Origin of the sequence: Limisphaera ngatamarikiensis, assembly GCF_011044775.1 — a bacterium.
Lineage (GTDB): Bacteria > Verrucomicrobiota > Verrucomicrobiia > Limisphaerales > Limisphaeraceae > Limisphaera > Limisphaera ngatamarikiensis.
On record NZ_JAAKYA010000023.1, the window covers coordinates 90,847 to 105,816 of the forward strand.

Below are 14,970 nucleotides of genomic sequence, written 5' to 3' on the forward strand. Positions count from 1 at the left end.
GCCGGCCCCGCCCGGCCGGGCCCCCGGCCTCAGGCGTCAATCAAGACCTGCCGCACGGTGTCCGGGCGGGTCGGGTCATGCGGCCGGTTGGTGAAGGCGATGAGCACGATGGGCTCCGATCCCGTGTTTTGGATGGCATGAGCCACGCCCGGTGGAAAAACAAATCGCCGGGCTACCCCGGCCGGAACCTCCACCTCCTGCCGCCGCCCCGCCGCCTCCCAACAAACCCGGGCCGGACCGGTCACCAGCAACAGCTCCGTCGTCTCGCGATGGTAATGGTTCCCGCGGACATGGCCCGGCTCGGTCCAGACCACGTGAACGTTCCGGATCCCGTGCAGATCCTGTTCGTCCACCGGCTCGATCACCCACCCGCGTGCGTCGCGGATTACCCTCACCTCGGAGACCGTCACTTCCGGATTCATTACGGCAAGGGTAGCACCGTGGCGGCCGCGTGCGAGTCCCAACCCCGACCGCATCGCTTGCCCCGGCGGCCCTTTTCATGCGGGGGGACCGACCCGGCGAACCCGGCTTTGTGGGCCGCCGGGATTGCGGGCTTGAGATGGGGGGTGAGTCCTGTAAGATGCCCTTACGAGCGGGGCGAGTTTGCCGGGGCACAACCCCGGCAGGAATCGCATCAGCGGGGAACCAACATGAGCACCACGTTGATACCGGATGCAGCAAAGACGGCGCCGGTGAATGCTTTGCCGCACCGCAAACCGGTGCTGTTGATCGTGGACGATGAGGAGGGCCCACGCCAATCGCTGCACGTCATTTTCAAGGACGAGTTCGAGGTGCTGCTGGCCCCGGACGGGCCCACCGCCATTGCTCTGGCCCAACAACATCCCGTGGACGTGGCCATCACGGACATCCGCATGGCCGGCATGTCCGGCATCGAGGTGTTGGAACGTCTCAAGCACGTCAATCCGGGGATCGAGGTGGTGGTCATCACCGCGTACGAGACGACCGAGACCATCCGTCAGGCGCTGCGGCTGCAGGCGTGTGATTACATCAACAAACCGTTTGATGTCGCCACCATCCGGGCGGCGGTGCGACGGGCCCTCCAACGGCACACCCTGGATTACGAACTGCGCAACAACGCCGAACACGTCCAGGCCCTGCGTGCCGAGCTGCAGAACCAGCGGATTTCCGAACAGATCGCCCAAACGCGGGGGGAGATTTACGCCAGCATCATCCACGACATCAACGGCCCGCTGACGGTCATCTCCGGTTACCTCCAGATGCTGAACCAGCGGTTGAGCCAGACCGACCGGTTGGAGGGGCCGGACATGGAGTTTTTGCGCGATCGATTGCGGGTCATCACCCGGCAGGTGACCAACTGCATTGAAATCTCGCGCCGGTACCTGAGCTATCTGAAGCGCGGGGGCGAAGACGCCGTAAGCGGCCGGGTGGAACAGCTGCTGGGCGACCTGGCGCAGTTGGTACGGGTGCACCCCAGTGCGCAGCGGCATCAGTTCGTGCTCGAGCCGGTGGCCGAACCGGTGGCCGTCCGCACCAACGGCACGGATTTCATCCAGGTGTTGTTGAACCTGATCGTCAACGCGTTCCAGTGCACTCCCGAACCGCACCGTGTGGAGGTACGGGGCCGGGTGCTGGAAACGCCACTGGAACTGTCGCAATTCCGCGACGGCCCCCAGACGCGCTTCATCAACATGGAAGGTTTCGACAACACGCTGCCTCTGCTGGCCATGGAGGTCAGCGACAACGGTCCGGGAATGACACCGGAGGTGCTGAGCCGGATCTTCGATCCGTGGTTCACCACCAAGGACCGTCAACAGGGGACCGGGCTGGGACTGAACATTGTCCAGCGACTGGTGAAGGCGGCCCGGGGCGCAGTGCATGTGAAGACGATCCCGGGCCAGGGCACCACGTTCACAGTCTATTTTCCCGCGGTCCGACTGCCCGCTGGAGGGACGGGCGGTGTCTGAGCACCGGCCGGAGAGGACATGGCAGCGGTGGGATCAGCGGACCCTGGAAGGCGGGGAGGGTTGCGCCGGCCCGGGGCGCGTTCGATCCCGGGCGGGGCACGGCACGTCCGAGATCGGGGCAGGGGGCGCGGTTGCGTGAGAGGGTGGCGGCCGTTCATCCGGGGAGGTGAGGTGTGAGCCCTGCGGAGCTGCGCCAGACCACCTACTACTACGAACGCTGGCGCGCGGTGGCCAGCGGCATTCTCGAAACCGCGGGGACGACCTTCCTTTTGCTGATCGCCGTGCGGTGGTTCCAAGCCGGGCCGTGGGCCAAGGCCATGGTCGCAGGGGGCGGAAGCCTGGGATTTCTCCTGTCACCCTGGCTGGTGTCGCGAGTGGAACGGGCGCGGTGGCCGGTGACCCGGGCATCCGCGGCGCTGGCCTTTACGGGGGCCGGGATTCTGTTGGTCATGGCCCTGGTGCATGCACTACCGGTGTACGTGACGGGTGCGGCCATTGCGGTGGCCTGTCTTTCGCTGGCGGTTCCCCTGATGACCCAGGTCTTCCAGGACAATTATCCCGACCACGAGCGGGGCCGGCTTTTCTCGCGCACCGTAATGATCCGGATTGCCGCTGCGGCGGGGTTCAGTGAGCTGGCCGGGCGGGCCCTTTCCGGGCGCATCGAGGCGTGGCCCTGGCTGCTGGTGGTGTTTGCCGGGGCCTTCCTGCTAGCCGGCTGGGCCATGAACCGGTGTCCCTCCCGACCGCTGGAACAGACCGAGGGCACCCACCCGTTCAAGGCCATGCGGTTTGTCCGCCAGGACGCCTTGTTTCGTCGCACGCTGGTGATGTGGATGTTGATGGGGTTCGGCAACCTGATGATGCTGCCCCTGCGGGTCGAGTACCTTGCCAATGAGCGGCACGGGGTCACCGTGGGAGGTGAACCCTTGACCGTGGCCGGGGTGGCATTTTTGACCGGTGTGATCCCCAACCTGGCGCGCCTGGTGATGAGCCCGGTTTGGGGTTGGCTGTTCGACCGGGCCAACTTCTTTGTGCTCCGGATTGTGTTGAACCTGGGGTTTGCACTCGGCATTGGCACCTTTTTCACCAGCGACAGCCTGACCGGCCTGGTGCTGGCCGCGGTGCTGTTCGGCGTTTCCAATGCCGGCGGCGACGTGGCCTGGAGCCTGTGGGTGACAAAGTTTGCCCCGCCCGGTCGGGTGGCCGATTACATGAGCGTGCACACGTTTTTTACGGGCGTCCGGGGTTTGTTGGCGCCCTTGGTCGCGTTTGTTCTGATCGAGCACTGCACCGTGGGTCAGGTGGCTGCGATCAGTGTGGGCCTGATCCTCGCCGGCACGTTGCTGCTGGTGCCGGAGATCCCGGAGGGACGCCGGGGCCGCCGCGCCGAGGCACTGGTGGAGGAAGTGTCGGAATGATCCCCCGCCTCAAGACAGCGTTTCAGGTTGGTGGCCGGGCATCGACCGGATGCGCCGAAGGAAGGCAGCGTCCGGCTGACGTGGACTTCAGCCCCCTTCACCCTCCGTCGCCCGCCGTTCGGACGAGCCCGCAGGTTCCCTGCAGTTGCCGGCAGGGCGTTCAACAACGCCGGGCCGTAGCGGACGCGCTCTGGCAGGCGGCGGTTGCTGCCAGTGGTCCCGCGCCGGGACACGGCAGACCTGGCGATCTCGGTTGCGGGACGTTTTCGGGTTTATACGCCTGGATCGTTGGGCCGATCTCGTCCGAGCGGAGAGCTTTGCCGTGATTCTCCTGCTGGAGTCCGCGCCAAGGGCGGGTGTTGGAGGGTATTTTGGCCGTTGACAGGGGGCGGGGTGGTTTTTATGGTGAGGGGCCCTTGGACTTGAAGCCGGGGCCGCGGCCGGGACGGCCGGCACCGGCGGAAGAAAGGAAGTGATTGACCTTGAGCGAGATCCGACTGAAAAAGGGTGAACCGATCGACAAGGCCCTGCGGCGGCTGAAAAAGAAGCTGGACCGCGAGGGGATCCTGCGCATCGTGCGCAATCATCGGCACTACGAGAAGCCGAGCGAGCGACGCCGGCGCAAAGAGAAGGCGGCGCGGTTTGCCGCCATGCTCAATGCGCGTTACGCCGAGATGTAAGAAACGGTCGTCGCAACGCCGGCTGGAGCCCGTGGAAACGGGCCGGCCGGTTTTCTTTTTTCCAAGGGTCGGGTCCTGAGACGACCCGGCCGGAACGGTGGGGACCATGTACTCGATGTCCACATGCTGGAATTCGCACCGGCACACCGACGGCCGGGCCATGTTGCTCGAGATTCGCGAGCTGGGGTTTGAATATGCCGAGCTCAGCCACGGGATCCGGTTGAGCCTGGTGGAGGGTATCTTGCAGGCGGTTGATGCCGGCGAAATCCGGATCTCCAGTCTCCACAATTTCTGTCCCCTCCCGATGGGGGTCTCGCACGCGGCCCCGAATCTGTTCCAGTTTTCAGCCGAGTCCACCCGCGAACGGGAACTGGCGATCAAGAGCACGCTCAAGACCTTCGATTTTGCGGTACGGGTCGGTGCGCCCCTGGTGGTGCTGCACATGGGCAGCGTGGAGATGAAGGATTACACCGACCGACTGAAAGAACTGGTCGCCGAGGGCCGCCGGGAAACCCCGCGTTACGAGGCGCTGTTGGCCGAGGCGATCGAACAGCGCGAACGGCGCAAGGAACCGTTTGTGGAGCGGGCCTATGAAACCCTGCGCCGGTTGATTCCGGAGGCGGAGGCGCGGGGGCTGCGGTTGGGGATCGAAAACCGCGAGGCGGTCGAGGAGATCCCGTTCGAGACGGATCTGCGGTTCTTTTTCCGGGAGTTTGCCCGGCCCACGGTGGCCTACTGGCACGACACGGGTCACGCCCAGATCAAGGAGGATCTGGGCCTGATCCATCACATGTTGCATTTGGAATCGTTTGCCGATCGGCTGGCCGGGTTCCATATCCACGACGTGAAGCCGCCCTGTCGGGACCACTGTGCGCCGGGGACGGGTCGGGTGGATTTTGCGTCCCTGCGCCCCTGGGTGCGGCCCGAGCATGTGAAAGTGTTCGAGCTGAGTCCGGCCCTGAGCGTGGAAGAGGTGCGGGCCGGCGTGGAATACATCCGGCAGTTGTGGGGTGACGAGTAGGAGTGGGGCCTGTGCGGCAGGCTGCGACCGGGGCCGGACAGGTGCCGGAGGCGGCTGGCCCGGCTCACAGGGGCTGCCCGGTCAAACGTTCGTAGGCTTCCCGGTACTTGGCGGCGGTGGCGGCGACGATTTCGGGCGGCAGGACCGGCCCCGGCGGGGTTTTGTTCCAGTCCAGGCTTTCCAGGTAGTCGCGCACGAATTGTTTGTCGAAGCTGGGCTGGGGCCGACCGGGCTGGTATTGGTCGGCGGGCCAGAACCGGGACGAATCGGGCGTCAGCACTTCGTCAATGAGCATCAACGTCCCTGCGGCCAGGCCGAACTCGAATTTGGTATCGGCGATGAGGATGCCGCGCTGGCGGGCGTAGGCGCGGGCCTCGGTGTAAATGCGCAGGCTCAGGTCTCGCACCTGCCGGGCCAGCCCTTCGCCCAGGATCCGGCAGGCTTCGTCAAACGAGATGTTCTGGTCATGGCCCTCCTGCGCCTTGGTGGACGGGGTGAAGATCGGCTCGGGCAGTTCGTCCGACTCGCGCAAGCCCGCCGGCAGGCGCAGCCCGGCGACCGTCCCGCTCTGGCGGTATTCCTTCCATGCGCTGCCGGCCAGATAACCGCGAACGATGCATTCAATGGGCAGCGGCTGTGCCTTGCGCGCGAGCATCGACCGGCCCCGCAACAGCTCGCCATAGGGTTGCAACCGGGCGGGCAGGGGATCGTCGGGTCCGGCCAACAAATGGTTGGGCACCAATGACTCAAACCTCCGAAACCAGAAACAGGAGATCCGGGTGAGAACCTCCCCCTTTCGGGGAATGCCATTGGGCAGGACCACGTCGAAGGCTGAAATGCGGTCGGTGGCCACCATTAACAACTGATCGCCCAGGTCGAAAATCTCCCGGACTTTGCCGCTGCGCAGTTTGGGGATGCCCGGCAACTGGATTTGCAGCAGAGGTTCGGTCGCCATGCCGGGGATGCTGGGCCCGGCAGACCCGCACGGCAACAGGAAAACAGTTTCCGGGCCTGTCCCCACGGCGCCGGCTTGCCCGGCCAGAGAGGATTACGCCCCCTGGTGGGAGCGGTCGGGGACTTCTGCCGGACCGGTCGAGATGCGGCCGCCGGGGCGCGGCTTCGTTGGTACGAAGGGCCTGGTCGAGCCGCGCCCGCCGTTGGACGGGTGGGGTGATTGATGAAGGGGGGCGCGTCGCAGGACCCGTTTTCTCCAGGGAGGAGAGCATCGAAAGTCGTCCCCGGACCGGGTGCATGGCCGCCGGAGGGCGCCCCTGCGGGACTTGCCAAATGGACGGGAACCCGGCATTGTCGGCCCATATGAAAACCAAGGTCGTGGTGGTCGTGCTTGCTCTGGTGGCTGCGGCACTGGCGATCAGCCTGTGGATGACGCGGCAGAAGGCCAGAGAAGAGCAACAAAAGGCCACGGAAGCGATTTTGTTCCATTCCAACCGCTGGGTTACGGCGGAGACCAACCTGGAGAACGAGCGCCGCCGCAGCGGCGAATTGGAGCGGCAGTTGACCGAGCAACGGCAGGCACTGGCCCAGTTGACCAACGAGTTCAGCCAGCTGTCCGCGCGGTTGCAGCAGACCGAGGGTACCCTGGCCGAAACCCGTTCCCAGCTGGAGACCACGCGGAAGACCCTGGCGGAGCGGGAGGCACGGATTACCGAGCTGGAAAACCAGCGGGGTGAGCTGGATCAGAAGGCCCGCGAGCTGACGCTGGCGTTGACCAACCTGACCCAGCAAATTGCCGAGGTCCAGGCCAGGCTGGCGGCGGCCGAAGGGGACAAGGCGTTTCTGGAACAGGAGTTGAAGCGGCTTTTGGCTGAGAAGGCCGAACTGGAGCGCCAGTTCAATGATCTGGAAACACTGCGCGCCCAAGTGGCCAAGCTGAAAGAAGAACTCAACCTGGCCCGCCGCTTGGAGTGGATCCGGCGTGGCCTGCTGGGTTCCGGCACCGAAGTGCGCGGAGCGACGCTGCTCATGCGCGGTCCGGCCCGACCGGCCTCTCCGCCGGCCGGGAACTATGATTTGAACGTGGAAGTCAGCGCCGACGGCACGGTGCGGGTGATCCCGCCTCTCACCAACGCGCCGGCCACCAATGCACCGGCGCGTTAACGGTCCGGCCTGACGGCTCTGGTGTGGCGGGCACGGCCGCGCCGTGCGGGGCGGGAAATCGCGCGAGGAGGTTCGTCCATGCCGACGTACGAGTACATTTGCGAAAAGTGCGGTCATCAGTTCGAAACGTTCCAGTCCATCACGGAACCGCCCCTGACGGTCTGTCCCCGGGAGCTTTGCGGTCAGAAACGCTGGGGCAAGGGCCGCGTCAAACGGGCCATCAGCGGTGGGGCGGGCTTGCTCTTCAAGGGGAGCGGTTTTTACATCACCGATTATCGCAGCGAAAGTTACAAGCAGGCAGCCAAACGCGAAGCCGCGGTTGCCTCCGGCGGTAACGGCAAGGATGGAGGCAGCTCCGGCAAGGGCGGCTCGGGCAAAAGCGGCAGCTCCGGCTCGGGCAACGGTTCCTCCTGAGCCCGGCCCCTACCGGCGCCGGTCGATGACCCGCGGATTCGGCATGGGCCGGCGTGCCGGCGCCTTCGTATGGGGCACGCTGATTGGGTTGGTCGGCTGGACCGCGCTTCAGGCGGCCGCCCCGACCCCCCAGGTGCTTGTCAGCCAGTCCGGTCAGTTCCGTGTCAGCCGGCCCTTCACGGCTCGATTGCCGGCTGACCTGGAGATGGTCTCCACCAACGCCGCTTTTTTGCGTGTGGACCCGGCACTGCTGGTGGTGACCTGTGAACGCACCCGACAACGGCTGACCCAGGAACTGGGCGGGCTGCCCCCCGGGCGGGACCGCATTCTCATTGCGGTGATTCCGGCAAAAACACCCACGGATGCACTGACGCTCATGGCCGAGCGGCAGCCGGGGGGCTGGACCTATCGAATGGCCGTGCCCGAGGTGGTGCAGCGCCAGCGCCTGTTGGAAGGTCTGGTGGGGGTGATCCTCCTGGAGGTTGCCAACCAGTCGGCCGGGGAAATGTCCACCGACCTGCCCGCATGGCTGGTGGCCGGGTGGGCGGGGCGGCTGCGGGCGTTGGCGGGCGAGGAATTGTTGTTTGCTCCGCCCCGGGCGGGCGGGCCGGTGGCGGTTCAGCGCACCGTGGTGGAGCGTCGCCAGTACGACCCTTTACAGGAGGTCCGTCCCGTGTTGGAGCGCGAAGGTGCGTTGACCTGGCAACAGCTTTGCTGGCCGGGTGGACCCGACAGTCCCGGGCCCGAGAGCGAGTCGTTTCGCGCCAGCGCTCAGCTGCTGGTTCATGAGCTGCTGCGATTGCCGTCCGGTCGGGCCGCCATGGTCGCGTTCATCACTGGTCGGTCGCGGTACTTGAACTGGCAGACGGCTTTTCTGGCGGCCTACAGCAATGCCTTCGCGCGGTTGCTGGACGTGGAAAAATGGTGGGCGGTGCAGGTGGCTTGTTTCCAGCGGGCACCCTCATCACCCGCAATCGCACCCCCTGACGAGTCCGCCTGGCGCAGCCTGCAGGGCGCCCTCAAGGTCCCGGTGGAGGTTCGATCGTCACCGGACGAGCTGCCCATGGCCCAAACCAACTGGTCGTTGCAGGCGGTGATCCGGCATTGGGATTGGTCCCGCCAGCAAGCCGCCCTGCAGGCTTGTATGGCCCGTCTGCAGGCGTTGTCCCCCACGCTCCCCTGGGAGGCGCGGACCATGGCCTGGGCCTACATGCAAACCCTGGGCCGTTACTTGGACCTGCGACCCCGTACGGAGGTCTCCGTACCGGCGGCGGGTCTGCTCCGACCCACGTTGCCGCGGCTGGTCTACGAGACCCTCGAGCAGCTCGACCGCCTGGATGCCGAATTGCAGGCCAACCTTGCCAGGACCCAGCCCCGCCCGGTCGGGCCGGGTGAAAGCAGGGCCGGTTCGGTCGGCATCGTCACCAACGACCTCGGCACCGTCCCGGTGCCGGCAGTCAACGCCCCGACTGCGCGGCCCTGACCGCCCACGCCCGCACCGCCCGTGCCGGCAACGGATGTTGCGCCGCGACCGGCCGGCATTTCGGGAACGAGGGCGGCCCGGCAATATCCCGGGGCTGAATCGGGTTGCGGGCGGGCTCGGCCCCGCAACGCGCTTGCCTCGGCGGGGGTCAGCCCCACGGGCTGGCAAGGACGAACAGCCCCTGTTAGGATGCTGCCGTGAAAAGGACGACTCCCACCCGCGGACCTTCGGTGGTCTCCATGCAAATCGCCAAGCAACTGGCGATCTTTCTCGAAAATAAACCGGGGATGCTCGCCCGGGTTTGTGACGCCCTGGCCGAACACAACATCAACATCTACGCCCTGACCACCAGCGACACGGTGGACCACACGGTGATCCGGATGGTGGTCAGTGACTATCGAAAGGCGCTGCACGTTTTTGAGGAGCGCGGCACCCTGGTGGTGGAGGATGATGTTCTGTTGGTGGAGGGCCGCAATCAACCGGGCAGTCTGGCCACCATCGCGCATGCGCTGGGCGACGCCGGCGTGAACATCGAGTACGCCTACTGCGCCACTGCACCCGGCCAACAGAAGGGATTGCTGGTCCTGCGCGTTCGCGACGTGGCCAAAGCACTCAAGGTCCTCAACCTTCAAACCACCCGCACAACCCCCGCCCACCGGCCGGCCGGCAACTGAGGGAGGTTCCGTCCCATGCACCCGATTCTCTGGGAGGTGAACCTTCGCTGTCTTTTGGCGGAATGCGAGGCAGCCCTGGGGCGACCCGCCGGTTTGTCCGACCTGCCTGATGGGTTGTTGGATTTGTGGAAGGCCCGCGGCGTGACCCATGTCTGGCTCATGGGCTTGTGGCCCACCGGCCCGCGCGCCCGGCGGATCGCGCTGGAACATCCCGACCTCCGGTTGATCTACGACACCGTCCTGCCGGGGTGGCGGCCGGAAGATGTTGCCGGATCGCCTTATGCCCTCGCCGCCTACGAGGTGCCTGAAACCCTGGGGGGCCGGGACGCGTTGCAGCGGCTTCGGGATCGCCTCCACGCGCGAGGCATCGGTCTGCTGCTGGATTTTGTGCCGAATCACGTGGGACTGGATCACGCGTGGGTGCACGAACATCCGGAATGGTTTGTGAACGCGGCCGAGCCGCGCCCGGGCACGTTTGAGGCCCCTTCGACCGGAACCGCGGCTGCGGAGTCAAAATCGGGCTCGACGTCAGCGCCCCGCTGGCTGGCCCACGGCCGCGATCCGTACTTTCCGCCGTGGACCGACACGGCCCAGCTGGATCATCGGTCGCGCGCCACGCGCCGTGCGCTGGTTCAAACCCTGGCCGAACTGGCCGGGCTCTGCGACGGTGTTCGATGTGACATGGCCATGCTGGTGTTGCGATCGGTCTTTCACCGGACATGGTCCGGCTGGCCGATGCCTGCCGATCCGGCCGAGGGCGAGTTCTGGGCCGAAGCCATCGAGACGGTCCGACGCTCACATCCCGGGTTCCTCTTCGTGGCTGAGGCGTATTGGGGTTTGGAAGACCGGCTGCGCGAGTTGGGTTTCGATTACACGTACGACAAGGACCTGTACGACCTTCTCGTCCGGGGCGACGGCCCCGCCATACAACAACACCTCCTGAGCCGGGCTCCCGAGGCATTGGCCGCCGGGGTTCATTTTCTGGAAAACCACGACGAACCGCGGGCCGCCCAGACCCTGCCGGTGCAACGTCACCGGGCCGCCGCCTGGACCGTGATGGCTCTGCCGGGGATGCGATTTCTTCACGACGGACAGTGCGAGGGAGCACGCGCACGGGTGCCCGTCCAATTGCGCCGGCGGCCGGCAGAACCGCCGGATCCCGGGATCGTGCGGATTTATGAGGAAATTTTCCGGATCCTTCCGCCGGCCGGGATCGGCCGCGGGCGCGGAGCGTTCTTAATCCCGCGCGCCGCCTGGCCCGGCAACCCCAGCGGACTGAGTTTCGTGCTGATCTTGTGGCAGGAGCGCCCCGACCGTTTCACTCTCGTGGTCATCAACCATGCGCCGCACCCGGGCCAATGCCGTGCACCATGGCCCGCGGAGGCGGTCGCTGCCCGGCGCTGGCAGGTGCGGGAACATCTCGCCGGCTGGAGCGACCTGCGCGACGGCCCCACACTGGCCGCCGCGGGGATCTACCTGGACCTGCCGGAACACGGTGTTCAGGTGCTCGAGTTTGTCGCGGTGGATTGACGCCACCGGCCCGGCCGATCGCGCACGCCCGGCCGGTCAGTGGGTCGTACAGGAAGGGCGGGCGGGATCCGGGCAGGAAACCCCGGTTTGGCCCGGAGCCACCGCCGCCAGCGCCCGCTGCAGCCGGTTCCAGAGCTCTTGCGGGTCCTCCAATCCCACGGAGAGCCGGATCAGATATCGCGGCACGCCGCAGCTCTCGGCCCAGTCGAGCTCCTGGTAGTGCGCCAGGAGGGTGAACGGACAGGCCAGTGTGAAAACGGTGCCCAGGCTCGGTCCCTTGCACACCTCCAGCCGATCGTAGATGAGCGGGGCCGTTCGGGCCGCATCGTGGGGCAGAAACGTGATCAATGCACCCCAGCCGCCGCCCGGTCGGCGAACCGAATCGTACGCCTCGGCGCATTCCCACCGAGGATACCAGACCCGCGCCACCGCCGGGTGTCGCCGCAGTTGTTCCGCGATCCACAGGCCGTGCGCATTGTGCCGGGCCATCCGGTCCGGAAAGCTCCGGCACCCTTCCAGCACCACCGCGGCGTCCTCCCCCCGGAGCGGCTCGGGATTGACCCTCTCCAGCAGAGCCCGCAGTTGCGCACGCCACGGTGACCGCGGACAACAGATCACCGCGCCACCCATCACATTCCCGGTGCCGGCGATGAACTTGGTCAGGCTGGTTGCGATCAGGTCGGCGAACCCGCCCAGGTCCACGTTCCATGGCGTGGCCACCACGTCGTCCACCACCAGAGGGACCCCGTGTTGGCGTAGCAACGGACTGATGCGCCGAAGATCGGCCGAGCCGAGCAGCGGGTTGCCGGGTACTTCACAAAAACAAGCGGCCACGTGCCGGCGTCGCAGCAGCAGTTCCAAATCCTCCGCCGCGGTTCGAAGGTCATGCAACAGGGTGGCCCCGTGGCCGAATTTCTCCTGGAGCTTTAGCGTGTCCACGTACGGAAAACCGATCTGCACGGTGGGCAACCCCGGCCGGAGGGCTTGCACGGCCCGCAACGCCGCCCACTGTGCCGCCATGCCCGTTGGCGTCAGGATTACATCCGATTCTTCGCAGTCGTAAAACCCGGCCAGGCAGCGGCGCAACTCACGACGAATCTCGGCCGCCTCGGCCGGTTCCCGCCGTCCCGCCAACAGGCTTTCAGCCTGTCGGGTGGAGACGATCCGACCTGTGTGTTGCCAGAAAGCCTTCAGCGCAGGCGCGCCGGCTTCGGTCGTAACCACAATGGGCACCGGATCCACCAGGCGGACCTCCGCGGCCGCCCCGCTCTGGCGTCGGATGTAGGCGGCTGCGTCCTCCGCGGCGGCCAGGGAGGGGAACGGCAGGGCGGGGAGCTGCGAACCGACACGGCTGCGCACCAGCTCCATCACCGGTTGCGGGATCACAAACCGCGGGTAACCCGCCTGGAGCCGGTTGATCACTTCCGGCCGTTTTTCCTCGTACCCGACCACGTCCTCCCACCGCGGCAGGGCCACCGAGACCGCATGCGGGTCCGGCGGAATGGGCCGACCCAGCTCTTCCGGCCGCCACAACGGCCGCTGCAACAAATCGTATGCGCTCATCCTCCAAAGTAGCGTTCGTGACGGCCAACCTTAGCCGGTCCGTCTCCTCCCGCCAATGCCGGAGCCGTGGGTCGTTCAGGTCCCGCTTTCTCCGCGGTTTGGGGTCGCGGGCCACGCACGGGCCCGGGGCCGGGGGAGGTATGCTGCTCATGCCAGGCCGTGCGCCCGGGCCTTGCGGATTCGGCAGGCGACCCTCCCTCCGCAACGGGCTTTCGCATGGGGCCGAGCCCTGGCGGACCGTTCCGGTTGATCGCGGCAGGAGCAGGGTGCAGCGGGCAAGGTTGATGATTCAGGGAATCGACACCGGCTTTCAGAACTGTTTACGGTCGCACGCAGGGTACGGTGCCACGGTGGAGGGCACGGCTGCGGGCCTCTGCGGCTCCGGGGGAGAGCCACCGGTTTATCGGGTCCCGCGCGCGGCGTCGGGGACAAACCGGTGCAAGGTTCGATCCGGTCGCACGAAGACCGGCGTGGTCAGTTTGAACGGCGTGTTCAGCGGCCCTGCGTAGGTCAATTCCACCAGGGCGGCCGTCCAGCCCCGGTCCGGTTCCGGGATCCGAACCGAGAAGTGCCCGTCCTCGGAGGTCAAAGGCCGGGCCGACCAGTTGGTGCCGAAGGTTTCCAGGCGGAAATCCCGTGCCTCGGGATTGGTCGCCTGCCAGAGCTGAGCCTGCAGGGGGCGGGTTTCGCTCACCACCTCCAGAAGACCGTCCGACCCGAAATGCCACCGGAGCCGCGGGCGCGGCCGGTCTTCGAGGATCGAACCGTAGAACGCCTTCAGGGTGTCAAAGGCGTCGGTGCGGCGGAGTGAGTGATCCGCGTTGGGCACGTATCGGAGCAGTTTTTCCCCGGGCAAATCGTCGAAATAAAACCGGGACGAGTCCGGCAGGAAGAACTGGTCACCCGTGGCGTTGAGGATGAGCTTCGGCATGGTCAACCGGCTGCGGTAGCTGTAGGGATCTTCAATGGCCAACAGGGCCCTCATTTCGCGGGACCCCATCCAGTTCATGATGCCGTGGCGCACGTAATCGCCCACGGCCGGGGCCCAAAAGCCGTACGCGGCGTAGTGGTGTTGCATCGAGGCTTCCACGTTCAACACATCAATCACGACCGGCACAATGGCCACCACGCGATCGTCCACCGCCGCCGTGGTCCAGGTGGTCCAGCCGCGTTTGGACGCGCCCGCCACCACAAACCGGTCCACCTTGTGCCCGCCCCCGGCCGATCCGGCACAAAACGCCGTGATGGCGTCCATGGCGCGCACGGCTGCCTTGGTCATGGGCAGGCGCGCCGGCCAGCGCTCATCGCCGGTCCGCAAAAATTGGTCCCAGGTGTATGCAATCAGGTCATCCTCCACCCGTTCCTGACCGTCACCATGGAAGACCAGCGGTTGGTTCGGCACGTTGCGGAGTTCGGCCACCACCGAACGCGTTTCCACCGCCAACCGGGCCAGATTCCCGTCCATGTTCGAGGGCGGTTCAGCCTGGTTGCGACCTCCGCCGATGAACAGCAGGCCTGTCTGGTGCCGGACCTCGCGCGGCACCGCCACCAGCAGCCAATGTTCCCAAATCGTTCGATTGACCTCCGAGGGGCTGCGCCAGGACTGGGAGGTCAGCTTCAGGCAATAGACCGTCCCTGCCGTTGTCTCCTGCTGCTGCACCACTTCAAACCGATAGTTTTCGTCCGGGGCGGCCACGTACCGATCCAGAGCGGTCTGTTGTTCGGGGCGCGTCTCCCGCAGCCCGGCCAACGCCGTCCAGCCGGCCAGCAAAAGTCCGACCCAGCCCACTCGGCGGGCACCGCGCGAGGGCGCGCAGCGGTTTCGGCCGGAGGGGCCGGAACCGAACCCTCCACCTGCCGCCCCCCCGTGAAGGAGGTCGGCCGGTTGTGGAGCCGGCTCCTGTGCGATGGGCGCAGCAAATAGCCCTGCTGATTGAAATGAAAAGGAGGTTTGTCGAGGTCCGGGATGAGTTGAGGATTGCCAGGTCACAGCCCCAGCATAGGGAAGGGTGTTGAGGGGGCAACCGGTTTTTGCAGAGGGCGGGGTCCCGCCCCAAACCTTAGCCATCGCCTGAGGTATTGCACCGGCGGGTGAAGATTTTTTGGGTTCGGCGTTGAATATC

The 14,970-nt window shown here is 66.2% G+C and carries 13 protein-coding genes; 9 read left to right on the forward strand and 4 right to left on the reverse strand.

Annotation, left to right across the window (positions count from 1 at the left end; genetic code table 11):
• Positions 1-29: 29 nt before the first annotated feature.
• Positions 30-422 (reverse strand): polysaccharide biosynthesis C-terminal domain-containing protein, encoded by a 393-nt coding sequence (locus G4L39_RS04155; protein ID WP_165106145.1) that lies wholly within the window; start codon positions 420-422, stop codon positions 30-32.
• Between the two features lie 144 nt (positions 423-566).
• Here G4L39_RS04155 and G4L39_RS04160 point away from each other — a divergent pair, with 144 nt between their 5' ends.
• The 4 genes from G4L39_RS04160 to G4L39_RS04175 all read left to right on the forward strand — a co-directional run bounded on the left by G4L39_RS04160 (position 567) and on the right by G4L39_RS04175 (position 5,065).
• Positions 567-1,946: a response regulator gene (locus G4L39_RS04160; RefSeq protein WP_165106147.1), complete on the forward strand. Its 1,380-nt coding sequence runs from the start codon at positions 567-569 to the stop codon at positions 1,944-1,946.
• Between the two features lie 173 nt (positions 1,947-2,119).
• Positions 2,120-3,364 carry an MFS transporter gene (locus G4L39_RS04165; RefSeq protein ID WP_165106148.1) on the forward strand — a complete coding sequence of 415 codons (1,245 nt, stop codon included), beginning with the start codon at positions 2,120-2,122 and terminating at the stop codon, positions 3,362-3,364.
• Positions 3,365-3,846: 482 nt separating this feature from the next.
• The gene (rpsU, locus tag G4L39_RS04170; protein ID WP_165106150.1) at positions 3,847-4,044 is read left to right on the forward strand and encodes a 30S ribosomal protein S21; all 198 of its coding nucleotides are present in this window, start codon (positions 3,847-3,849) and stop codon (positions 4,042-4,044) included.
• Positions 4,045-4,150: 106 nt separating this feature from the next.
• A complete protein-coding gene (locus tag G4L39_RS04175; protein WP_165106151.1) occupies positions 4,151-5,065 on the forward strand; it encodes a sugar phosphate isomerase/epimerase family protein in 915 nt (304 codons plus the stop codon).
• A 64-nt stretch (positions 5,066-5,129) separates the two neighbouring features.
• On the opposite strand, the gene G4L39_RS04180 is transcribed toward G4L39_RS04175, so the two are convergent.
• On the reverse strand, positions 5,130-6,020 hold the full coding sequence (locus G4L39_RS04180; RefSeq protein WP_165106153.1) for a phosphoribosylaminoimidazolesuccinocarboxamide synthase: 891 nt from the start codon (positions 6,018-6,020) through the stop codon (positions 5,130-5,132).
• A gap of 362 nt (positions 6,021-6,382) precedes the next feature.
• On the opposite strand from G4L39_RS04180, the gene G4L39_RS04185 reads away from it, so the two are divergent.
• The 5 genes from G4L39_RS04185 (at position 6,383) to G4L39_RS04205 (ending at position 11,284) form a co-directional block, all read left to right on the forward strand.
• Positions 6,383-7,183 carry a hypothetical protein gene (locus G4L39_RS04185; RefSeq protein WP_165106154.1) on the forward strand — a complete coding sequence of 267 codons (801 nt, stop codon included), beginning with the start codon at positions 6,383-6,385 and terminating at the stop codon, positions 7,181-7,183.
• A 78-nt stretch (positions 7,184-7,261) separates the two neighbouring features.
• Positions 7,262-7,597 carry an FmdB family zinc ribbon protein gene (locus tag G4L39_RS04190; protein WP_165106156.1) on the forward strand — a complete coding sequence of 112 codons (336 nt, stop codon included), beginning with the start codon at positions 7,262-7,264 and terminating at the stop codon, positions 7,595-7,597.
• 25 nt (positions 7,598-7,622) lie between these two features.
• Positions 7,623-9,080, forward strand: coding sequence for a hypothetical protein (locus G4L39_RS04195; protein WP_165106157.1), 1,458 nt, complete (start codon positions 7,623-7,625; stop codon positions 9,078-9,080).
• A gap of 197 nt (positions 9,081-9,277) precedes the next feature.
• Complete coding sequence (locus tag G4L39_RS04200; RefSeq protein WP_343203295.1) at positions 9,278-9,754, forward strand: ACT domain-containing protein; 477 nt, start codon at positions 9,278-9,280, stop codon at positions 9,752-9,754.
• Positions 9,755-9,769: 15 nt separating this feature from the next.
• Positions 9,770-11,284, forward strand: a complete 1,515-nt coding sequence (locus tag G4L39_RS04205) for an alpha-amylase family glycosyl hydrolase (RefSeq protein ID WP_165106159.1) — start codon at positions 9,770-9,772, stop codon at positions 11,282-11,284.
• A gap of 36 nt (positions 11,285-11,320) precedes the next feature.
• Here G4L39_RS04205 and G4L39_RS04210 read toward each other — a convergent pair whose 3' ends face one another.
• Together G4L39_RS04210 and G4L39_RS04215 are read right to left on the reverse strand one after the other, a co-directional pair.
• Complete coding sequence (locus G4L39_RS04210; RefSeq protein ID WP_165106160.1) at positions 11,321-12,847, reverse strand: PLP-dependent transferase; 1,527 nt, start codon at positions 12,845-12,847, stop codon at positions 11,321-11,323.
• A 400-nt stretch (positions 12,848-13,247) separates the two neighbouring features.
• The gene (locus tag G4L39_RS04215) at positions 13,248-14,636 is read right to left on the reverse strand and encodes a PhoPQ-activated protein PqaA family protein (protein ID WP_165106162.1); all 1,389 of its coding nucleotides are present in this window, start codon (positions 14,634-14,636) and stop codon (positions 13,248-13,250) included.
• Between the last annotated feature and the right edge of the window lie 334 nt (positions 14,637-14,970).